Source organism: Type-E symbiont of Plautia stali (assembly GCF_059731115.1).
On the sequence record NZ_AP035908.1, the window covers coordinates 133,161 to 155,200 of the forward strand.

At 51.7% G+C, this 22,040-nt stretch carries 14 protein-coding genes and 1 pseudogene; 5 read left to right on the top strand and 10 right to left on the bottom strand.

The features are described from left to right. Positions 1–64: 64 nt before the first annotated feature. From AC6I8L_RS25080 to AC6I8L_RS25095, 4 genes are all read right to left on the bottom strand, one after another. Positions 65–370: a hypothetical protein gene (locus AC6I8L_RS25080; protein ID WP_058962484.1), complete on the bottom strand. Its 306-nt coding sequence runs from the start codon at positions 368–370 to the stop codon at positions 65–67. Between the two features lie 286 nt (positions 371–656). Further along, positions 657–2,210, bottom strand: a complete 1,554-nt coding sequence (locus AC6I8L_RS25085; RefSeq protein WP_498014785.1) for a sensor domain-containing diguanylate cyclase — start codon at positions 2,208–2,210, stop codon at positions 657–659. 506 nt (positions 2,211–2,716) lie between these two features. Beyond that, on the bottom strand, positions 2,717–3,031 hold the full coding sequence (locus tag AC6I8L_RS25090; RefSeq protein ID WP_153012369.1) for a hypothetical protein: 315 nt from the start codon (positions 3,029–3,031) through the stop codon (positions 2,717–2,719). Positions 3,032–7,230: 4,199 nt separating this feature from the next. Beyond that, on the bottom strand, positions 7,231–7,650 hold the full coding sequence (locus tag AC6I8L_RS25095) for a thiol-disulfide oxidoreductase DCC family protein (RefSeq protein ID WP_058962389.1): 420 nt from the start codon (positions 7,648–7,650) through the stop codon (positions 7,231–7,233). A 267-nt stretch (positions 7,651–7,917) separates the two neighbouring features. Here AC6I8L_RS25095 and paoA point away from each other — a divergent pair, with 267 nt between their 5' ends. From paoA to paoC, 3 genes are read left to right on the top strand one after another with little or no spacing between them, the layout of a single operon-like run. Beyond that, positions 7,918–8,556, top strand: a complete 639-nt coding sequence (gene paoA / locus AC6I8L_RS25100; RefSeq protein WP_058962390.1) for an aldehyde dehydrogenase iron-sulfur subunit PaoA — start codon at positions 7,918–7,920, stop codon at positions 8,554–8,556. Beyond that, on the top strand, positions 8,553–9,509 hold the full coding sequence (locus tag AC6I8L_RS25105; protein ID WP_058962391.1) for an FAD binding domain-containing protein: 957 nt from the start codon (positions 8,553–8,555) through the stop codon (positions 9,507–9,509). The genes paoA and AC6I8L_RS25105 overlap by 4 nt, the downstream gene beginning before the upstream one ends. Beyond that, entirely contained in the window at positions 9,506–11,704 is a 2,199-nt protein-coding gene (paoC, locus tag AC6I8L_RS25110) for an aldehyde oxidoreductase molybdenum-binding subunit PaoC (RefSeq protein WP_058962392.1), read from the top strand. The genes AC6I8L_RS25105 and paoC overlap by 4 nt, the downstream gene beginning before the upstream one ends. A 68-nt stretch (positions 11,705–11,772) precedes the next feature. Here the strand turns inward: paoC and AC6I8L_RS25115 are convergent, their stop codons facing one another. Genes AC6I8L_RS25115 through AC6I8L_RS25125 form a run of 3 tightly spaced genes read right to left on the bottom strand, consistent with a single transcriptional unit; the run spans position 11,773 to position 14,921 of the window. Beyond that, entirely contained in the window at positions 11,773–12,345 is a 573-nt protein-coding gene (locus AC6I8L_RS25115; protein WP_058962393.1) for a nucleotidyltransferase family protein, read from the bottom strand. After that, complete coding sequence (locus AC6I8L_RS25120; protein WP_058962394.1) at positions 12,342–13,337, bottom strand: XdhC family protein; 996 nt, start codon at positions 13,335–13,337, stop codon at positions 12,342–12,344. The genes AC6I8L_RS25115 and AC6I8L_RS25120 overlap by 4 nt, the downstream gene beginning before the upstream one ends. 54 nt (positions 13,338–13,391) lie before the next feature. Beyond that, positions 13,392–14,921, bottom strand: a complete 1,530-nt coding sequence (locus AC6I8L_RS25125) for a Fic family protein (protein ID WP_058962395.1) — start codon at positions 14,919–14,921, stop codon at positions 13,392–13,394. A gap of 257 nt (positions 14,922–15,178) precedes the next feature. Here AC6I8L_RS25125 and AC6I8L_RS25130 point away from each other — a divergent pair, with 257 nt between their 5' ends. Beyond that, a complete protein-coding gene (locus AC6I8L_RS25130) occupies positions 15,179–16,294 on the top strand; it encodes a metallophosphoesterase (RefSeq protein ID WP_058962396.1) in 1,116 nt (371 codons plus the stop codon). 241 nt (positions 16,295–16,535) lie between these two features. Here AC6I8L_RS25130 and AC6I8L_RS25135 read toward each other — a convergent pair whose 3' ends face one another. Beyond that, positions 16,536–17,306, bottom strand: coding sequence for an arylamine N-acetyltransferase family protein (locus AC6I8L_RS25135; protein ID WP_498014789.1), 771 nt, complete (start codon positions 17,304–17,306; stop codon positions 16,536–16,538). A 96-nt stretch (positions 17,307–17,402) separates the two neighbouring features. Between AC6I8L_RS25135 and AC6I8L_RS25140 the strand changes: the two genes are divergently transcribed. After that, positions 17,403–18,824, top strand: coding sequence for an aminotransferase-like domain-containing protein (locus AC6I8L_RS25140; protein ID WP_236699818.1), 1,422 nt, complete (start codon positions 17,403–17,405; stop codon positions 18,822–18,824). 51 nt (positions 18,825–18,875) lie between these two features. Here AC6I8L_RS25140 and AC6I8L_RS25145 read toward each other — a convergent pair. Then, a pseudogene (locus AC6I8L_RS25145) lies at positions 18,876–20,875 on the bottom strand (TonB-dependent receptor domain-containing protein). 13 nt (positions 20,876–20,888) lie between these two features. Continuing rightward, positions 20,889–21,947, bottom strand: a complete 1,059-nt coding sequence (yncE, locus tag AC6I8L_RS25150; protein WP_498014791.1) for a 7-bladed beta-propeller protein YncE — start codon at positions 21,945–21,947, stop codon at positions 20,889–20,891. Positions 21,948–22,040 lie beyond the last annotated feature (93 nt).

Below are 22,040 nucleotides of genomic sequence, written 5' to 3' on the forward strand. Positions count from 1 at the left end.
AGTTATTTACGTGGGAGAATGTGTGCAGTCCGGAACAAAGTACGGCCTGCTGACGTAAACTGGCTTAATTGCTGCCAAATTTCTTTATGTCAGACTCAGTTTTTTTCTCGCACCGCCTGCTGCTTCCCTGACATTTGCTGAGTTGCTGGTCCCGCTTAATCCTGGCATCATACGCCATGAGAACCCTTTCACCCTTCGCCGTCAGGCGGTAGCGCTCACTGACCCTTCGCCATTCTTCGCCGCAAAAAAATTCGGCCAGGCGCAGTCTTACCAGCGTCGCCATTACGGCAGGCATTATGTCTGCCGGTACCGATTCTCTTTCCAGCATCAGGGAAAGAAGACGAAAATGCTTCGGAGCCAGTTTTATCATAACCTTTTTACATTGCTGTTGCTTATCCGGTGAATCAGGTCATAGAGATGCAGATTATAACCGCACAGGCTCTTTCTGTTAATGTATGGCGCTGATTGCAGCAATGCAGTTAAAGAACAGAGTCACTCCTCACACTATTTCCGGTTGCTTTGCAGCAAACAACAACAGTCCAGAGGGGGGCCCCTCACAAAAAATGTTACACTGCTCTGGACCTTCATCGCGGGCCCCCAGCGGCAGAAATGCTGCCAAAAAAGAAGAGTCCTCATGATCCCTGCTCTTCACGACGTCAGACACTCCCGGGACTTGCTACAATTACCGCGTTACGCCCTTCGCTCTTAGCCTGATAGAGTGCTTCATCCGCCCGGCGAAGCATCGTATCCCTGTCTCCGGCACTGTCTGCCTGCGCGGCCACTCCGGCAGAGACCGTCATGGCTCCCACGTACGGGAACGTTGTGGTGCTCACCAGTTCGCGGATGCGCTCCGCCATCCGGGCCGCATCTTCCACAGACGTCCGGGGCAGCAGGACAATAAACTCTTCTCCGCCAAAACGGCTGACCACGTCACCCGCGCGGCAGGTCTGCCGCAGCAGGCCGGCAAGGCTTACCAGTACCGCATCACCCGCTTCATGGCCGTACCAGTCGTTGATTTTTTTAAAGTGGTCGATGTCAATGGCTATGGCGCACTGAGTTGCGTCATCACGGTTCCTGTCTGCCAGCAGCGTAAAGCCACGGCGGTTGCAGAGCCCGGTTAGCGGATCGCTCATGGCCTCGTCGCTGAGCGCAGCCATGCGAGCCGCCACCGCGTGACGGTGATACTGTACAGCTTCCTTCAGGCTGTCGGCTTCATAATACCAGGCCGGTACCGAATCGAACGACGCTTCACTGCCTTCATTCCGCACCATACCGGCCAGCTTCTCCAGCGGAGAGGCAATACGCCCGGCCACCAGGGTCACCAGAGCGACCGTCAGGACAGTGATCCCCAAAAGGAACCACAGCGCATTTTTTGCGGTTCGCACCAGGATATCCCGGACCGTTTCAGAGGTTCCTGCAATGAAAATGTTCCAGTCGGTAATATGCAGGCTGGCGTAGCCCGTCAGGAACTTCTGCCCGTCAGCTTCCGTGCTGAACCGCCCGCTTTCCGTGGTGGCCAGCCGCTTCTGCAGCGCTGAGTTCAGCGCCATTCTGGTTCCCACTCGTGCCGGGTCGTGACTGAATATGATGAGGCCGTCATTGCTGACGACGGTAACGCTGGATCCGCGGGCGTAAAAATGCAGGCTGAGAATGTCGCTCAGCATGCTCTGTTTTTTGAGGTAGATGGTGCCGCCTATGTAGCCCAGATAACTGCCGTCCGGCGTAAACAGGGGCTGCGACAGGAAGATCACGTAGTTACCTGTAGCAGAGGTAAAGGGCGAAGAGATAAACGGCTTCTGCGTGGTAATGGCCTGTCTGCTGGCGTCGGAATGCAGCTTTATGCCGATGAGGCTCAGGCTTTCCGGCGAGGTCGCGGCGATAACGGCGTCGCGGTTAACCACCACGACGGTATTGAAAAAGCCCGACTGCAGCCGCAGGCGATCGGTCTCGTCCCGAAGGTGCCCCGGATCGTTAAGCCCCTTAATCTGCCCGGCGCTCCAGACGAGCTCACGCTGCGCCGTGGTCAGATAACGATCGGTGGTGTCGGCGAGCTTGCGCGCATAGGCGATGTTACTCTCAAGCAGGCTGTCCTCAATGTTGCCCTTCTGAAAAATCAGCAGCGATCCGAGCAGCAGGCAGGCGGTCAGGATCACTCCGCCGACGGAGAGTAATATGAGCAACGTACGGAGACGTAATTTACCAGGAAGCATAACGACCAGAGTCCGGAGGAATTATTTTTACAATATAACGATAAATCACCTGATTGAAGCCGAAAGTACATCAGTAAAAGGCTGCCGTTTAGTGTCGTAGATAGCATGACCTGTACGAGATACACTGCCTCATATCGCAGAAGCTCGCTTCCGGAAGCCATCTCTGAAACGGGCTGATTTCATATCTGCACCGCAACCGACCCGATCAAAAGCCCGGCTATCTTAACTGGCAGGAATTTGTCAGGGGCTCAAATCAATGAGTCATGACTGACCGGTCTTCAGGCCGGACGTTATGCCACAATGCTGTCACACCTCCACCCCGACACAAGAGTTAAACCCCGCTCACCGGCTTTGGAGCGCGTCTTTCTGAGAGAAAATTTTCAGTGACCACACAGAAAAACAGCCCGCGCAAACGGGGACCTTTAAACTAAAGTAGGGATTTTCGGGGTATATCTAATGCTAAAAATCGCGTTAGCCACTAAGCCTCTGAAGCGCCTGAATAGCCATCAAGTATGAGCCGTTCTTTTACCAGAACGGGACACAAGAGCATTTTGCTTGTAGGATTTTATCCTTGAAAGGGCAAACCGGATGACATTAATCCACTGCGGGTCAGCAGAGATTAAAAGAGACCGCTTAAGAGAGGTGTGCAGCTCACTCCATGTCGCAACCCGGTCTCCGGGATCTAGACCAATCTCTCCGCTCAGATGCATCAGTGCTGCATTTATATCAGATTTGATGCTTTGATATCCCTCTCCTGATTGATGCAGACAAGCCAGTCTTTTTATCTGAACTTCATATTCAACCGTAAGTAAACTGTTCATCTGTACCCTCATCTGAATCCCGGAATTAACGATAAGTATAGGTTAAAGAGACTGTATAAATTAAAATTCCCAAATAGAACCTTTCAAGGCCAGATGTGGTCATTCCAGTTAACTGCGGATCGCAAGGCATGCTGCCTCATGCGCTGATGATGACATTACCTGCCCACGGGACACTTTAATTATTCAGGAATATGTTGAAAGATATGGGGTTTATCTGAAATAATAACCAATTCCGTTTACGTCAGCGATACGGTAACGCTGAACTGTCCGGTGAGAGTCCGTAATATTCTCTGATGTCAGGATACCTCAGCAGTTTCCCTTTTCAAAAATGTGAGATTTCGTACCGCAGACATGATGCCTTCAGCGCAACGCTTATCGGAGCTCCCAGTCGTGTAAATCGAATATCTATGACAGCACGTGAGCAGAAACGGTTAGGAAATAAAAGGAAAGCGAAGCCGGAATACAGACAAGGCGGTTTTCCTGAGGTGGCCGTTGAAAGTGTGTGTAACGAGGAAACCTCCACCGTGACGTTCTACAGAGATAACCTGCGTCATGAGTTTCTTATAAGGTGATAAACTGCCAGAGAAATATTTCCCTACCATTTCCCGGGGAAGAAGGTCGTTATAGTTCATAGCCGTCTGATATGACCTGATTTTCCAAGAACAGGAAATGAATTTTAGCGTAAAACTGACTTTTTTCACGTCACACTTTCATTTTTCTAATTTAATCACATATTGAGTGAAAAAATACTTTCGACTGACAGGGAGCAGACTAAATTTTCTAAGTGGCGGAAAGCCGCTCGGCGGGATCGATAATAAATCGGGTTAATCAATCTGATATTGAAAATTCTTCTTACCAGTAATGGGAGAGGACATCCAGAATGTGCGATCCGATGAATATTTGAAATAGATTCTTTTAGTTAATTCATGGCTGCCAAACTTGACAGGCAGCAGAACCTGGAGTTTTCATGATAAGTATAATCATGCGCAGTGGTCACACAGAGGCTCAACTGAGCTGGCCGATTCGGGGCACCTGATGATGTTCCTGATGTGGCAGCTTTTTGTCCGGAATATTTCACGATGAAACAGTTAACCGTCTTAAGGCATTCAGGAAGTTGTCTGGGGCGAATGACAATCCATGCCGCTGCTGAGGATTCTGGTATTTCAACATACAGAGTCGTCGACTGCTTCAGAGCTATCGTACAGACGGTTCGACGGTCATGGCTGAACGGTGACGCGGCTGGCCCAGCAAATATTAACCGCCTGCAGGCCTTCCTGAACGTGCAGTTCAGCTCATGCGCGAGCGCTATCCTGATTTGTTCCGACGCTTAATAGCGAGAAGCTGGCCGGGCTGCGCGGCGTTGTATTGTCTATAGATATTGTGCGAATACTGCTGACGCAGTCATCCCTCTGGATCTGCAGACAATGCGCCATTAAAATTCAGCAACCGCGCTACCAGCGCGTGTGTTTGTGAGCTGGCTGACCTAAAGATTTGAGCCACTGATTTTACCGCTTCGCTGGAATTTTTACGAGCTTATCCTAATATCAAAATGTCGCTTCTACTTCCCTGTATTAACGGCATACTCCGATTGATCATGACTGGCACCCTGTGTGCAGCCCGGACGCCATCAGTGCCGGGCTTTTTTGCATTTCGAAACTATCACTTCTGAAACGGTACCAAATCGGCTAATCCGTTCAGTAAATTCTTATCATGGAACTTTTCAAAACGTTCAAGCTTCTGTTGCTATAATAGCGACGTGTTCATATACACACAGCAAGCGTTATGCGTACGAAAAGAGAATTTCCAGTTGAACGAATTTTTTTACCCGCCTCTGCGCGGGTTTTTTTATGACTAACGACTGGACTATTCAGGAACCACCATTATCATAAGAGCGTTCCGGTTCTCCTCGGAATTACCAACATTCTATTGCTATATCATGCATTTAAATATGCCACCCGGACTCACTTGCTCCGGGCTTTTTTTTCCCAAAAACTGTCTCATCTGTATTCAGGTTTAACCGGGATTTACTGTCTTAAGGATTTCTGATATTTACAATAAGATCCCAGAGTTAAGACTTTACATACGAGCTTAATTCTTATTGCTAAAAATCAGACCATTACACTAACTTCGGGATATATAACGATTTCAGTTTGTGTTAATAGCGTTCAATATTCACTTCAATATGAGTGATGTGATGATGTACGTTACAAACTCCAGTTCAACGCCCGCTCCATTTTTGTAAGCGGTTTTTTTCTTCGTCCAGGCGGCTCAGATCGCAACTTTTGTTGCTGGAAAGTGCATGATGATAACAAACCAGAAGATTCGATAGTTACCCCCAAAGATTGCCCGTGCTTTAGCTCACTCGCTGCGCGGGCTTTTTTACTGCTATGGTCTACATTTATTACCGGCGTGAAAGACTGATGCTGTGTCTGCAGAGGGCTGAGTGAGATACCTGTTTATTCCGGCTTTGACCATGGCACTTGTCAGTATGATTTTGTTTTTAATGCAGGCACAATGGACTCCCATGCTCTGGTGACCCGACGCATCATTGCAGGCCAATAAGAACTATAAAAGATTATTATGAACTCTCCGCACAGGACTGAACTCAAGGGCAGCCTGTGCTTTTTTTTGCGTGCAACCGGGCAAATTTACTGAGCTCCCGGCGGAACTCCATCATTTAATGACATAACATTTGTAACCTGGAAGCGCATCACAGCGATTACGCCCTGATGGGCCAGGTCAGGAGCCGCGGGAGTATCCGATCAATGCACTTCGCGCGCGCGTCCCGCCTGCCACCGGACAGCCCTGCTCCTGAAATCAGGAGCGCGCCCTCCTGGCGATGCTGACCCCGTCTATCGACGGTATGAACAATCGCTTTAACCGGTTTGAAGCGGAACCTTTCATTCAGTGTATGCCGAAAGCGATCTTACAAAATACCGATGGATGAGGCACTTTTGCTTCTGAAAAAACACCGCTATCTGTGACTGAATCTTTTGTCAGACGCAGGCTGGCTGATATGCCCCGCCCCCCGAAGTCTGTGTCAGTTTGACTCTTTCAGTTCAATAAGGAATAAGAATGCAGCCGTATGATTTAAAGAATACCGTTATAAGGCAAACTGCCAGTAAAGTAAGAGGATCACATAACCTTATTTTTATGCCTGCAGCGGGAAAAAGGGCTCCCGATAAAGACATTGTCTTTAATGAAGGTGCGAAGGAAACAATGCCCCTGACAGATTAGTTGAACGAATTTTACAATTACCCTAAAAAGCCGGCCGTGTTTTACCGTCGTTAATATCATACGTGCGTTATTTAACATTGCTCAGCGTATCAGGTTTTCTTTACGCGCATTTCGGAAATCCCCCCCACCTTGCGGAATCAAAAAAATATCTACCTGAATTTTTTCCGGCTTCGGTGCAGCCGGAAAATTGAGGAAAAGACGTTACTTTTATTCAGAATGATATTGAGCAGGTTAAAAATCCCTTCAGGTCCGGCTTACTGGGATACATATTATGATTACCATTAATGAAAATTTACGGCAAAAAAATGGATCCGGAGCATGGAGCAGCCTTCCGTCGTGGACCGGAAGCTGATCAGCAACATCTCCTCTGCTACCGGGAAGATGCCTGATCATTTTGACGTCAGCCTTCTCTCTCTTCCGGAGTGATTTTGCATTATCCCGTTCTCACCAGGCACGGAGGGTAGAGTGCCTGGTACGATCGTTACGGGGCCATTTCGCGGAACTTCGTTTTACCGTCAGAGGGTTACGTGACTTTTTACACCGGAGGCGCCTGCGATCGCCCCGCTTTTTATATCGCGCCGTCCAGGTTATTCTCCGTTTACAGGAGAAAAGCCGGAAAACCGATCCAAAAGGAATCCCGGGCGGATCGATTTAATGTTCTTGACTTGCTCCCACCGAACTCGATAAGTCGCCAATTCTGCAGTTTTCAACATAACATCCGTTGTGTACATTTATTATAGTACTTTTATTAAAGTGCTGATTTAGTGAAAAACTACTCGGCGCATAATATTCAAATAGCACAGAGTTTTATCCTTCCTTTTACGACGGAACTGCCAATTAATAATACGGTTAAATTCTGGCAATGATTTTTGATGGCTAAATTGCCAGAAGCATGCCCCTGTCTAGCCATCGACATTTGAGTTTAGAACCGAAAAATTAGTATCACCATCAATCATTAATGCTCATAAAAACCTGCCAGGATAATCCCCTTCTATCTCATGAACATCATCGTAATGGCCGAATAACCGATAGCGATTGAGTGCAATACGATTATAAAAGAAGTCAGATATAAAACTGGGTAGAAATCGAATAGCAGACAGCGCCTTCCAGGGCCACGGCATAAATGCCATTGCCCTGCATATGGCCTGAGACCTGAGCCAATGTTGGTTCTTATTAATCAGAACAATTGTTCGAATATTTTCATCAGGCAAACCTGCGTATCTAAGTAACATTTTCCCCTTCTCACTTTGGATGGCGACAAAGCGAATTTTCGGATCGATACGATGAGTTAGCAAAAAAATAACCCAGGCGTTACACAGCTTACAAATACCATCATATATGATGACTTGTTCCTCTGCTCTGAGAAAGGGTGGCAACGTCATAACGATTTCCCCATTCAACAAATCATCATTACGGCACATTCTAGTGCTACGTCAAGCAATGCGGGGAACTCAAATTTATAAGCGATACGGTATATTTTTTAAAATCGGTTATGAAAAAATCCATTTTATTACTCGCTCCGCTTACCTTTCATGAAGAAATAGCCCGCCACACCCGCAATGTCCAATTGACGTCTATGCTTAGTGCTTACAAAAACCTTATAAACTGAGGTGCCTTAGGCACCCTAATTTTGTCACTGGAGGCCGGGTATGAGCACCCCACATGATGTCAACCACCAGCAGGATCGTGATCGAGAAAACGCCGCAACAGCCACTAGCGATTCAGTTGCGACCACATTCAGTCAGCACGCGCTAGCTACCACACCCCCACCCGCCATGATGCCGGTAAGTTTGAAAGTGAATGGTAAAGAACGTTCGCTCCATCTGGATACCCGCACCACTCTGCTGGATGCTTTACGCGAACATCTGCACCTCACCGGAACCAAAAAGGGCTGCGATCACGGTCAGTGCGGTGCCTGTACCGTTATCGTCGATGGGCGACGCATTAATGCGTGCCTCACACTGGCGGTAATGCAGCAAAACGCTGAGGTCACCACCATTGAAGGCCTGGGGGCGCCTGACAATCTGCACCCGCTTCAGGCTGCTTTCATCAAACATGATGGCTATCAGTGCGGTTACTGCACGCCGGGACAAATATGCTCTTCCGTGGCGGTTCTGAAGGAAATTGCAGACGGCATACCCAGCCACGTTTCCCCGGACCTGCTGGCACAGCCGACACGACATACAGATGAAATTCGCGAGCGCATGAGCGGTAATATCTGCCGCTGCGGGGCCTATGCCAACATCCTCGCCGCCATTGATGACTACGCGGAGGGTCAGACATCGTGAAAGCCTTCAGCTATGAAAAAGTCACCTCTTCCCTGGAAGCCGCCACGCGCGCGCTGCAAAATCCCGGTGCCAGGTTTATTGCCGGAGGCACCAATTTGCTCGATCTGATGAAGCTGGAGATCGAAACTCCCGCTCATCTCATTGATGTGAACGGTTTGGCGCTGGATAAGATTGAACCCACCGACGAAGGCGGACTGCGTATTGGTGCACTGGTGCGAAATACCAACCTTGCCGCAGACATGCGTGTGCGGACGGGCTATGCGGTGCTCTCACGTGCGTTACTGGCTGGTGCGTCTGGTCAGTTACGCAATCAGGCGACGACGGCAGGAAACCTGCTTCAACGCACGCGCTGTCCTTATTTCTATGACACCAACCAGCCCTGTAATAAGCGTCTGCCCGGCAGCGGCTGTGCGGCGCTTGGGGGTTACAGCCGCCAGCTTGCTGTTATCGGAGCCAGTCAAGATTGTATTGCAACACATCCCAGCGACATGGCCGTGGCAATGCGTCTGCTGGATGCAACTATCGAAACGGTCAGCCCGGATGGCAGCGAGCGCGCGATTCCTATTAATGATTTCTACCGCGCGCCGGGTCAGACGCCTCATCTTGAGACGGTGCTTAATGCGGGCGAATTTATCACTGCGGTGGTCCTGCCGCCGCCAGTGGGAGGCACGCATATCTACCGTAAGGTTCGCGATCGCGCCTCTTATGCATTTGCACTGGTTTCCGTAGCGGCCATCGTACAGCGTGATCGCACAGGAAGGATCGCCGTCGGGGGTGTGGCGCATCAACCCTGGCGACGGTCGTTGGCAGACAGCGAACTGCCCAATGGTACTCAGCCGGTTTTCGATAAGTTGTTTGAGGGTGCACAACCTACGGCGGATAACCAATTTAAGCTGGTACTGGCGAAGCGCACTCTGGCTTCAGTGCTGGCAGAAGCGAGGGCAAAAGCATGAAATTTGAGAAACCCGCCGGTTTGAATCCCATCGATCAACTCAGATACGTTGGCCGTCCGCTTGATCGCATTGATGGGCCTTTAAAAACAACCGGCAGCGCGCCTTACGCCTATGAATGGCATGATGAGGCGCCTGACGTCACGTATGGGTATGTGGTGGGCAGCCCGATTGCCAAAGGCAAAATTACCTCGCTTAATACCGAAGCCGCTGAAAGCGCACCGGGCGTGTTAGGCGTTGTTACTGCCAAAAATGCGGGCAAACTCAGCAAGGGGGAGATGAACACGGCAACGTTGCTGGCTGAATATCGTATTGAACATTACCATCAGGCCGTTGCATTGGTTGTCGCTGAAACGTTTGAACAGGCACGTGCGGCGGCCCAGCTGGTGGAGGTCAGCTATCAGCAAGAAGAAGGCGCTTACAGCCTTGCTCATGAAATACCCACCGTGACAACGCCACCGGAAGATACGCCGGATAAAACGGTGGGTGATGCAGAGCGTGCCCTGAGCGAAGCGGCGTTTGTGCTTGATGAAACCTATAGCACGCCGGATCAGAGTCACATGGCTATGGAACCTCATGCTTCTATGGCCATGTGGGACAAGGACAAGGTAACGGTGTGGACGTCGAACCAGATGATAAACTGGTGCCGATCCGATCTTGCGAAGACGCTGAACCTGCCGCTGGAAAAAGTGCGGGTGCTGTCGCCTTATATTGGCGGTGGTTTTGGCGGGAAGTTGTTTCTGCGCAGTGATGCCCTGCTGGCAGCGTTGGGTGCTCGCGTTGTGAAACGTCCGGTGAAAGTGATGCTCCCCCGGCCAATGATCCCTAATAACACCACTCATCGTCCCGCGACGCACCAGCATATTCGCATCGGTACCGACAAATCCGGGCATATCACGGGCATCTCGCATATTAGCTGGTCGGGTAACTTGCCGAACGGCACGCCAGAGACCGCCGTGCAACAGACGGAACTCCTCTATGCCGGCGCTAACCGTCTGACCGGCCTGCGTCTGGCAACGCTTGATCTGCCGGAAGGCAATGCGATGCGCGCGCCGGGTGAAGCGCCGGGGTTAATGGCGCTGGAAATGGCGATGGATGAGATAGCGGAGAAAGCCGGCATCGATCCGGTGGAATTCCGCATCCTGAATGATACTCAGGTTGATCCCGCTGATGCCAAACGCCCCTTCTCGCGCCGCCAGCTGATTGAGTGTCTGCGCACCGGGGCAGATAAATTCGGCTGGCAAAAGCGCAATCCGTTACCTGCCCAGGTAAGAGACGGGCGCTGGCTGGTGGGCTTAGGCGTAGCCGCTGGATTCCGCAACAATCTCCTCGCCCCTTCTGGCGCGCGAGTGCATCTGGATGCGCATGGCATCGTCACCGTCGAAACCAACATGACGGATATTGGCACTGGTAGCTACACCATCATCGCCCAGACGGCGGCAGAAATGATGGGCGTGCCCCTTGAACAAGTAGCAGTGAAACTGGGAGATTCCGCTTTCCCGGTCTCAGCGGGGTCCGGTGGCCAGTGGGGTGCGAACACGTCGACGGCAGGCGTTTATGCCGCCTGCGTCAAGCTTCGAGAACAGGTAGCAACAGCACTCGGCATCAACCCTGATGAAGCCGAGTTCGTGGAGGGCGAAGTTCGCTCAGGTCATCGCAGCGTCCCGCTTTCTGCGGCAGCGGCTAATGGCACTCTGACGGCAGAAGACACGATTGAGTTTGGCGACCTCGATCAGCAGTATCAGCAATCCACGTTTGCCGGGCATTTTGCTGAGGTGGCCGTGGATGTTTACACAGGGGAAGTGCGGGTACGCCGCATGTTGGCCGTCTGTGCGGCAGGTCGAATACTCAATCCCAAAACCGCGCGAAGTCAGGTCATTGGCGCGATGACAATGGGATTAGGTGGCGCGCTGATGGAAGAACTGGCGGTGGATACCCGATTGGGATTGTTTGTGAATCACGATATGGCAAGCTATGAGGTGCCCGTTCATGCGGATGTTCCCGAGCAGGAAGTCATCTTCCTTGATGATACCGATCCGGTCTCTTCACCGATGAAAGCCAAAGGCGTGGGTGAACTGGGATTATGCGGTGTCGGTGCAGCCATTGTGAACGCGATTTACAACGCGACGGGTGTCAGGGTCAGAGATTATCCTGTTACGCTGGATAAACTCTTAGCAGCTTTACCCCAGACCGCTTAACGTTCGCCAAATAAATTTACCCGCTGTGCGGTCTGCAAGTCCGTGCAGCGGGTCTGCTTTTAGCCACATCAACATTCAGCCTGGTTAGCCCGCGTAATATCCTCAATAGTATCAATATCCGTGATGCAGCCGCGATCGGTTAAGTCAACAAACGTGACAGCATCAGGGTTTAGCAATTCCCTCGCCCCTTTGTCTCCCTGTAATGCACAAAGCTGAGAGTAAAAAGATCGCTGAAAACCGACGGGATGACCTTGTATTCCATCGACTTGTGCGCGTACCAATCGGGAGTCGCGCAGCGCTTCACTGATGGCCCGATAGCTTGAGGGCTGGATAAAAGGCATATCCGCCAGGGTAATTAACCATCCGTCATAATCTGCTGTGGCGTTCACGCCCGCCGCGATAGATTCCCCCAGCCCCTCACTCGAACAGCGCACGATGCGTTCTTCCGACATTAACGCATGCAGTTGCCTGTCATCAGGCCGAGCCACCACATAGCAGTCAAGACCAGTAGCCCGCACATTATCCAGCGTATGCTGAAGCACTGGCTTACCCTGCATTACCGCAGCGAGTTTATTTCCCCGACCGGATTGCCTGAAGCGACGGCTGTACCCAGCGGCCATGACCAGAATGACAATATTCACGATGCGCCATCCTTGTCCTGCGGTGAGCCCATCAAACCATTTTTGTGGCTAACGACATCGGCCATAATGGATAGCGCGATCTCCGCGGGTGTTTTGCTGCCAATATCCATCCCAATCGGGGCATGAATCCGGTTAATTTCTTCGGGATTCAGTTCGCCAATCCTGACTAACCGCTCTTTTCGCCTCAGACTGTTGTTCTGCGATCCCATGGCGCCGATATAGAAAGCGGGCAGATTTACAGCCTCCATCATCGTGAGATCGTCGATGCGAGGGTCATGGGTAAGGGATAGAATCGCGGTGCCTGAGTGACACCCTTCACGTTCAAGGTAGCTGGCGGGAAACTGCTTGATTAACTTCACAGTGTCATCAAGTTGATCGGCCAGATTCAGCAGTACATCCTCGCGGTGCTCACACACCAGTGTTTCAAACCCTAAAGCCTGAGCAAAGTTAGCGCAGTAGAGTGCGACGCTGGAGAGGCCCGCAATGACCACCCTGGGAGGGGCGCACAACGTCAGCACGATGTTCGCGCCCTGTACCTGAGTATGCGTCCGGCTCAGATACCCCCCAGGTAGCAGCGAACGGCACGGTTCGGGTATTGTCAGCGCTTTTACCACGGAATGCGGCCCCGTCAACGCTGACATCATCTGTCGCAGGTAGCCGATCGACGCTTTAACCGGCATCAACTTTTCCACCAGGATGTCCAGCGCGCCTCCGCAGGGCAGCGCCTGGTCCGGCTCAAAGCCACCGTCTCCATAACGCACAATCTGGCTGGGCAAGGAAAAAATATCGTCGCCAATTCGGGCGATAAAGCTTTCTTCCACGCACCCGCCCGACAGCGAGCCGCAATAGCGACCATCGCTTCTGATCACCATCATTGCGCCTGGCGGGCGCGGGGACGAGCCAAAGGTACTGAGCACCGTACATAGCCACACCGGATGCTCCTCAGCCCATGCCAGTGCTGCGTTCAACACTTGCACATCAAGATGATGCATGCAGTTCTCCTGTAAGGGCGTTTATGTTCAGAATTGCGTCCAACCCAACTGTTCTTAACTCCCCTCGTCAAACGCCGACTTGACCGCCTCAACGATCTTCTCCGCCCTTGCCGTATCCTCTAGCGGCGGATACTCCTTTCTCAACTTTCCTGACACCTGCCAGCCATTCTCTTTCAATGATCGGATTATCCGATTCGCATCCTGATCCGGCATCTCCAGCACCTCCTTCAGCCTCTCCTGCGCCTTCTGAAATATCGTCAGCACTCTGGCTTCATCGGCCATTTCCACGCGCACGGTGTGCTCAATCACTTTAGCGGTATACAGCACGTGAGAAGTTAAATCCGGGTAGCGCCAGGCGTAACGCGCATCTTCGTAGTCGGAGAAGGTGAAGTTGCTGGGTGTACCGTCGTCATACGTCACGATCTCACCAAAATGGCAGGAGGTCGCATAGCGGCGCATCAGGCGTTTCGAGAACACTTCCAGCGTGCGGTCATAGCCAACACGGAAATCCAGGGAGCTGGTAATGCTGGCGGATACCGGCAGAATAACGCCTTCAGGAATGGCGCCGTCGCGAATTAAGGAATCATTAATCAGGAAGCGATGAATACGGCCATTCCCGTCGCGCATCGGATGAATATACACAAAGCCGAAGGCAATCACGCCCGCTCTTGCCAGAGGCTCTGCACCACGGGTGGCGAGCTCAAACTCCTGCAATCCGCGCATAAACTGCGGCAAATCTTCAAACTGCGGTGCCACGTAATGCACGATATCTTCGCGCATGGTCGCCTGTCCGACAAACACCGGCGAGCGACGCAGCCCCAGTCCCAACGCATCGTGACCGAGAATGCCTCTTTGCAGAATATGCAGGCTTTCATCACTAAGTGGATCGTCAATTTGGCCGCAATATTGCGCAATGACATGCGCAAATCGCTGAATACGATCGGCCTGCTCCGCCTCTTTCTCAATCAAAAAGCTGGCACGGGACTCTTTGAAAGTCAGCCAACTGGCGGTTCGCAGTAGAACATCGGCACCAAAGGTATCATCCAGTTCGTGTAGTGCGGCGGTCACATCGAAAGAAATGGCATTCTCAATCTCAGGCGTGCGGCGAACCACAGGGCAGAAGTCAGGCGAGCCGGGTAAGTTATCATTGATACGCCAGCGTTTATTCTTGATCGCTGAAGTCCGCGTCAGATAGTCCTTTGCGGAGATCGCCGCAATATAGCCGCCGTTAGCAACATCGGGCACGTTGGTGAGCGTGTTACCTGTTAGCCATTCATAGAGAAAACCGGTACGGCGGGCGTATTGGCCAAAGGGCTCGCGCAGGCACCAGCTTTCGATCGGTTCTGGTCCGGTGGCAGCGAAGAGCCGGGCAAAAAACTCCAGATGGATCTCTTCATATTTGAGGCCAAAGGCAAAATGACCTGAGAAGCTATCGTCAGGTTGATAGCTTGGAGGATAGCGCTTTTCGATGCGTCCCTGGTTCTCATGGGTGGCGCGAACCGTGCCAATAGCCGATTCCACGCGAAGTGGCTGAACCAGTTCAATGTGATAGCGCTTGCAGAGCGCCTTAAATCCCACCAGCATCGGCTGAATCCTTTGATATTCAGTTGAAAATGATAATTTATCCGCACTATAACGCGAAAATAATAATTAAGCGATACAGACCCAGTAATTCAAGACCAAAAACACTAATATAATCGCCATTTCTGATGAAAATGATAATACCAACGCAAGAACATCAACCGGACATTCTCTAAATAAACTTTTGCTATAGTCATCACTTACGATGATAAGTTTGATTTTCGCGCTGATTCAGCGCCTTAAAAACAGGGAAGAGAGTGATGTTTCATCTGATTTTCAGCATACCGAGTTGGTATGTTATCGCACGATTCGTTTTCCCATTAGCCATGCCGTTAGTGTTGAAGATCATCCTATCTTTGGTGGTTTTACTGGCTTCTCAATATCTATTAATTAGCCGATTTACCCCGGGCGGCATTTTCTCACCTGAAATGCCACGAGCCGTCACCATCCTGTTCAGCTGGGCCTTTGGCACAGTGCTACTGCTCGCGTTCACTCAAATATTGATTGATGTGGTGACACTCATTTCCCTGCTGGTGCGGCACCCGCTGCAGATGACGCCGGGCATACGATATGGCGCTGCGCTTTTAACCATGGTTGTGGCAGCGGTCGGCGTCCATCAGGCCATACGCGTCCCCGCCGTAAAAGAGGTGACGATAAAAATCGATAATCTGCCGCGCGAGTTTGAAGGCTACCAGCTGCTTCAGCTCACCGACCTGCATATCACCAAAGTGTTCAACGCCGCATGGACCGCAGCCATGGTGAAAAAGGCCATCACGCTGAATGCTGACCTGATCCTGGTAACGGGCGATGTCATAGATGGCACTCTGGAAAATCGTAGAAATGACGTGGAGCCGCTGCGAGGGTTACATGCGCCGGACGGCGTTTATGCCATCACTGGCAACCATGAGTATTTCTTTGAACAGCAACGCTGGACCGATCATCTTGCAGCGTTAGGACTGCAACCTTTGCTCAACAGCCATACCCTCATTAAACGCGGCGACACGGAGCTAGCGATCGCCGGTCTGCCCGATGTTTCAGCCCCCCGCAGAGATGCCACTGGCCCTAACCTTGAGCTGGCGCTGGAGGGTGTTCCTGCTGACGCTCCGGTAATCTTGATGGATCATCAACCGCGCAATGCGCGCCAGAACGCAACGCACAAAGTCGATTTGCAGCTATCTGGTCACACCCACGGCGGACTGATCGTCGGTTTTGACCGCTTGTTTGCAAAACCCAACGCGGGCTTTGTCTCAGGCCTTTATGATGTGGATGGCATGCAACTCTATGTGAATAACGGCACTGCGCTCTGGCCAGGCATGGCAATACGACTGGGACGCCCTTCTGAACTGACGCGGATTACGTTGCAGCGGAAAGAGTGAAGTTTTGAGTCATATCTTCTAAAAAAACGTTGAGAAGAATGTGCATTGCCATGAGCCTATTATGTGAGGCTCATGGCTTGTATTGAGCCAACAAGGACTAGAAACGTTTGATCATATGGAAATCAAAATTTCGTTGGAGCCATAACCATCGTCAAAATATGCTCAGTTAACGCCGCACAAAGGGTCTGGCTTATTAGGATATTCATCCCCAAAAATTTCCTGCCTCGTTCTTTTGACGATCCTATGTACGGCTGACTAACCCAAAGCGGCTTTGCAGCACAGCATCAATTTCCTCTTCCGCCAGCAGCTGCTTTTCCACGCCATTAGCCGTCACCGTTTTCAACATATCTCCTAGCAGGATCATCCGTCCCTCCGGACGATGCTGAACAATGAGTCGTTTCTGCACAAAAATCGCATCAGGATGGGTCGAGTTGAGGTAATTCGCCGGGGCAAAATCAATCCACTCTTGCGGTGACAGGTCAAAGCCGTACTGATTGCACCACACCCCTTCTACCTTCGCCTGCAGCAGATACTCGCCATGCGCGTCACAAGTGAGTTTGAACGTATCGAAATCCTGTTTAATATCGCAATCGAGCTGATCTAAGGCCATTGGCGCGCGGATGCCATAGCTACCAAAACCGAGATCGCACAACCATTGACGCCCATCGACTTCCGCCACCAGCGCCATGTGGGTTTTGGGACGACGCACCGGATAGAACATCGGCCTTGCCGCCACAAATTTATAGGGAATGCCTAACGCTTCCAGCACCATGGCAAACAGTCCGTTGACCTCATAACAGTAGCCCCCTCGCCCTTGATGCAAAATCTTGTCGCAAATCTCTTCAGGCACCAGCGAGACAACTTTCCCGGCCTGCACATCGAGATTCTCAAACGGCACGGTGAACAGTTGATGGCGCATAATGTTGTGCAGCGTGGCGGAATCGGCGGCCGCAGGGCCGGTATAATTGATGCGTCGGAAATAGCGGGAAAGGTCGAAGTTATCGCAATGCATAGTGCCTCCTTGTCTGGTTCATGCCCGATACTATAGATGGCGCTCATCATCGTCTGTATAGTCAGATTTATCGAAAATCAGACTGTACAGATCGACATGTCCGTCCTGCCATTATCGTCCCCACATTACCGCCGCATTGCTGAGAGTCTGCGACACACCCTCGCCTCCGGTGCGCTGCGACCCGGCGATCGTATGATCTCCGCACGCAAACTGGCCGAACGCGAACAGGTAAGTCTGCCAACCGCTCTGGAAGCGCTGCGTTGTCTGGAAGCGGAAGGATTGATTATTGCGCGTCCGCGCTCGGGCTATTTCGTCAGCCCGCGAAACACCGAACGGCAAATACAGCCGGCTCTGTCGGGCCCCGTGCCCGTGACCCTGTCAGCCGTTGCGCGTTCACTGTTCAGTAGCGCAGAAAGCCGTTTGATAGCGCTCGGCGCTGCGCTGCCCGATCCCCACTGGTTGCCGACGGAGACACTCCAGCGGGCGCTGCAATCAGCAGGTCGCCGTCTGGATGCGCATGGCCAAAGCTATAGCCTGCCACCGGGCCGGGCCGACCTGCGCAATAAGATAGCCACACGTGCCGCGCAATGGGGCGCACGCTTTAGCGCAGACGACCTTGTTATTACCGCTGGGGCGACCCAGGCGCTGCGTCTGGCACTGCGCGCCGTGTGTCAGCCTGGCGATGCCGTCGCGATTGAGCAGCCCGCCTACTTCGGCACGCTCCTGCTGCTGGAGGATTTGGGCCTGAAGGCACTGCAAATCCCCACCGATCCCATTGAAGGATTGCTGCTGGCACCGCTCGCTGACGCCATTAAACAGCATCGACCCGCTGCCGTACTGGCCTCGCCTACCGTGCAAAACCCGCTTGGCGCCAGTATGCCGGTCGCGCGCAAGCAGGAGCTTGTCGCATTGCTTGAACGTGCAGGCATCACGTTAATTGAGGACGATGTGTATGGCGATCTGGCTGGCGATGGGCAGCGACCTCCTGCCTGCAAGGCCTTTGATCAGCGTGGCAATGTGATTTACTGCAGTTCGTTATCCAAGACTCTGGCACCGGGCTGGCGCATTGGCTGGATTGCCGCCGGCCTCTATCACACCCAGGTTTTGCAGGCGCGCATGGCGGGCGACTGGGCGGGCGCACCGCTGCTTGAAGCCGCCGCCAGCGACGTACTGGCCAGTGGGGACTATGATCGGCACCTGCGGCGTTTGAAGGTTCGCGTTGAGAAAGGTGTGCGAGCCGTCATCGCACGGGTTGAAGCGAGTTTCCCGCCTGGCACACGCGTTACTGCACCGGAAGCCGGTTTTTTGCTGTGGGTTGAACTTCCGCATCCGATCAATGCGCTGGAAGTGCATCGTCGCGCGCTGGCGCTGGGCATTGGGGTTAGCCCTGGGCCGCTGTTTTCACCGGGAGCGGAGTTACAGAACTTCCTGCGATTAAATTGTGCCAACGAACCGACGGCACAGTTGCTCAATGCCGTGGACCAGATCGGCGCAATTTGTCATGAATTGCTGGCCTGAGTTTATATGGCGCATCAGAAATAAATGCCGGGCACATTGGCCCGGCTCATATCAGAACTCGACGCGTGCCCCTAAATTATAACGTCTACCTTCCAGCATCGCCGACTGGTTATAGGACGTCTTATAAATCGGGTTTGCATCGAACAGATTATAAATACCCGCCATCAGCGTAATATTTTTGTTCAGATGGTAGCGGGCGCCCAAATCAACCAGCGCATAGGCCTCAGTCGAGCTCGACTTGCCAATGTCCGGAGAGTTACTGCGCCAGCTTGTCTGTGTCCACAACTCCAGATCGCTCATTGCCATCCAGTTCACCGAGAGATTGGCCATACTGGTCGGGAAGTCACTTAACGCATACCCCTTGTACTCACCGCTTTTCTGCTCGCTGTGGGTATAGGTGTAGTTGGCGTTCACCTTCAGGTTTGATGTGGCCTGCCAGTCACCGTTCAGCTCTAACCCGTAGATTTCAGCGTCGCTGACGTTGAAATATTGCGAGACGCTTTCTGCAACATAGCCATTGTAAACACACTGCTGCGTAGCCGACTGGGTACAGATGGTGTAATCGCTGATCTTACTTTAAATTTTGTGTGGAAAATGGTGGCATCCAGCGCCAGGGCATCCTGCTGCCAGTAAAGCCCCAACTCGGTATTGATACTCTTTTCCGGTTTGAGTTCATCGTTGCCGATGCCAATGTAGGAGTATGGATAGGCGCCATATACGCTGGTAAAGCCTGCATTGTTTTCACGCAAATCCGGCTTTTTATAACCCGCTGAAACGCCCCCTTTAAGCGACCAGTTTTCATTCAATGTCCAGTTGCCATAAAGTTTAGGCGTGACGTGGTAACCGAAGTAACTGTCATGATCCAGACGAGCAGAGGTTGTCAGCGTAAAGTCCGGGACGATCATCCAGGCGTCTTCCGCGAATAATGCCCAGCCATTACGGGATATTTTGCTGACCGGGGTGACGCCGGGCGCCACCTTATCCTCGACATCAAAGGTGTCATTCAGCTCATTACGGGTGAAGTTAGCCCCCAGCGTGAGTTTGTGATCGCCCAGCGAGAAGGTATTGGCACTGTTCGCTTCAAAATTACGTTGCTCAATGAACTGAGGTGACATCTCAGGAACACGGTACTCCGTGCGAGCCTTTTCATAGCTGATGAAGTTTTTCGCTTCGATCATGTCGTTGGCATACCAGGCATGCTGCGAGAGCGAAGCTGCATCGCGATCAAAGCCCCAGTACCAAGGACTTGCTGCTCTGTGGGTTTTTTCCTGATGCCCGCGAGAGGCACTCAGATCCCAGAGTTGGGTGTCGGTTGGAGACATGGAAATCGTGGCATCAAGATTCCCAGACTGATGCTTTACGAAGCGTTCATCGTTTTGGCTGTCATCATCACGGCGATCAAGATAGTCAGCACCCACACTCACACCCAGTTTGCCTGGAATAATCGGCCCCATAACGAATGCGTTGGTCTGATTGGTATTACCGTACTCACTTTTTTCCTGCAGGAAGTAATTATCCTCCAGTACTCCTGTCCATTTATCGAGGTTATAAGCTTTTTTAGTAATGACGTTGACGACACCACCAATCGAGTCGGAACCATAGAGTGAGGACATCGGTCCGCGAATCACCTCAATACGCTTAATCGCCGCCAGCGGTGGCATAAATGCAGCTTCGGTTCCGATGTGATGGCCGTAAGGGCGGGACTCACGGGTGGCCTGTTTAATGCCATTCACCATGTAAGAGGTATAGGTCGAGTCCATCCCGCGCATCTGAATATCGCCGGTTGCCAGGCTGCCGTGTCCATTGCCGACCAGCACACCCGGGATTTCGCGTAGCGCTTCCGTGACATTCTGATTAGATCGGGTGTTTAACTCCTTCTCACCGACCACTGAAATACTCGCTGGCGCGTCCCGTCGTTCCTGACTGAAGCCAGAAGCGGTCACAACAAGATCATTCTCGTTATTCGAGGTGTTGTCCTGCGCATAGCCGACAACGGGGAGAGGGCTCAGGGCGATCGCAATCGCCACGGCCAGGCGTGTTTGGTTTTTCACAGCAAAATCCCTTTTAAAATTGGTTTAAATCGATCTTAAGGACGTAATCGTCTTTATTGGTTTTTTCGTCCTGCTTCACGCTGACGTAAAGCGTGCTGGCATCGGGTGTAAGCACCAGGCTGTTGGGCATGCCAGAGGTATCTATGGTGTGCTTCACCTGATAATTGCTGGCGTCAATGATGCTGATTTGACGCGCGTTGCGGTGGGTGACATAGATTTCACTGCGGGTAGCGTTGAAGAGCACCGCAATAGAGTTGGGTGTGGGTATGCGGTGCAGAAGCTTGCCGGAATCCATTTGGACCACCAGCACGTCACGTGTATTGGAGTCCGCGATATAGCCAAGTCCCTCGCGTGTATTGAGGGCGATATTCAGGAAGTAGTGATTGGTTTCTGCAGGGTCGACTTTCACCGTGGAAATGAGACGGGAGGATACGCCATCCAATGTCATGATCTCGCCTTTTCCGGTAACGGCATAAACTTTATTACCCGCTTCATCGACTGCAAAGCCAACCGGCTCCATGTTATCGAGCGTTTTAATAACCTGTTGTTTTTGCGTATCGACAACCCAGAGCAACCCTTTGTCTTTCCCACCGATACCCGACACATATAGACGATGATGTTTTTTATCCAGAACGACTTCACGCACATGGGCTTTTTTTTCCGCAACGGCATCATCGCTTAACTGCAGCGTGCGGAGTTCTTTTCCGGTACGACTATCCAGCAGGGTGACGGAACCATCCAGCGCGTTACCGAGATACAGGATATGGCTCTCTTCATCGAGTGCCGCGGAAAAGACACGACGATTTGTGGGGATTTTCTTATCAATCCGCAACGTATCGGCAGCCAGTTCAAACACCACTCCTGCCCTTTTATCCTCGTCAAACGAGGGCGATGAAGCGGCGAACAGGGCGTTACGCTCCTTCACATAGGCCATTTCATAAACACCATGGCCTAAAGGCTGCGTCTTAAAATCCATTTCATTCATAGCCTTAGCCATCCCGTAGGAAGATAACAGCAGTTGCGAGACTGCGAGGGAGAGTAGAGTACGCTTTGTAATTTTTTTGATAAGCATGAGATATTTATTTACAGTTAATTACACGAAACGGAATGATAATCACTATCAGTATCGTTATCAATAAAGATTATTAACCGATCGCTGAATCTT

What these genes read in the sequence shown, in the direction of transcription:
- paoA (WP_058962390.1), top strand. Translation starts at nt 7,918, where the DNA reads ATGAGCACCCCACATGATGTCAACCACCAGCAGGATCGTGATCGAGAA.
- AC6I8L_RS25080 (WP_058962484.1), bottom strand. Translation starts at nt 370, where the DNA reads ATGATAAAACTGGCTCCGAAGCATTTTCGTCTTCTTTCCCTGATGCTG.
- paoC (WP_058962392.1), top strand. Translation starts at nt 9,506, where the DNA reads ATGAAATTTGAGAAACCCGCCGGTTTGAATCCCATCGATCAACTCAGA.
- AC6I8L_RS25085 (WP_498014785.1), bottom strand. Translation starts at nt 2,210, where the DNA reads ATGCTTCCTGGTAAATTACGTCTCCGTACGTTGCTCATATTACTCTCC.
- AC6I8L_RS25090 (WP_153012369.1), bottom strand. Translation starts at nt 3,031, where the DNA reads ATGAACAGTTTACTTACGGTTGAATATGAAGTTCAGATAAAAAGACTG.
- AC6I8L_RS25120 (WP_058962394.1), bottom strand. Translation starts at nt 13,337, where the DNA reads ATGCATCATCTTGATGTGCAAGTGTTGAACGCAGCACTGGCATGGGCT.
- AC6I8L_RS25130 (WP_058962396.1), top strand. Translation starts at nt 15,179, where the DNA reads ATGTTTCATCTGATTTTCAGCATACCGAGTTGGTATGTTATCGCACGA.
- AC6I8L_RS25125 (WP_058962395.1), bottom strand. Translation starts at nt 14,921, where the DNA reads ATGCTGGTGGGATTTAAGGCGCTCTGCAAGCGCTATCACATTGAACTG.
- AC6I8L_RS25095 (WP_058962389.1), bottom strand. Translation starts at nt 7,650, where the DNA reads ATGACGTTGCCACCCTTTCTCAGAGCAGAGGAACAAGTCATCATATAT.
- yncE (WP_498014791.1), bottom strand. Translation starts at nt 21,947, where the DNA reads ATGCTTATCAAAAAAATTACAAAGCGTACTCTACTCTCCCTCGCAGTC.
- AC6I8L_RS25135 (WP_498014789.1), bottom strand. Translation starts at nt 17,306, where the DNA reads ATGCATTGCGATAACTTCGACCTTTCCCGCTATTTCCGACGCATCAAT.
- AC6I8L_RS25140 (WP_236699818.1), top strand. Translation starts at nt 17,403, where the DNA reads ATGTCCGTCCTGCCATTATCGTCCCCACATTACCGCCGCATTGCTGAG.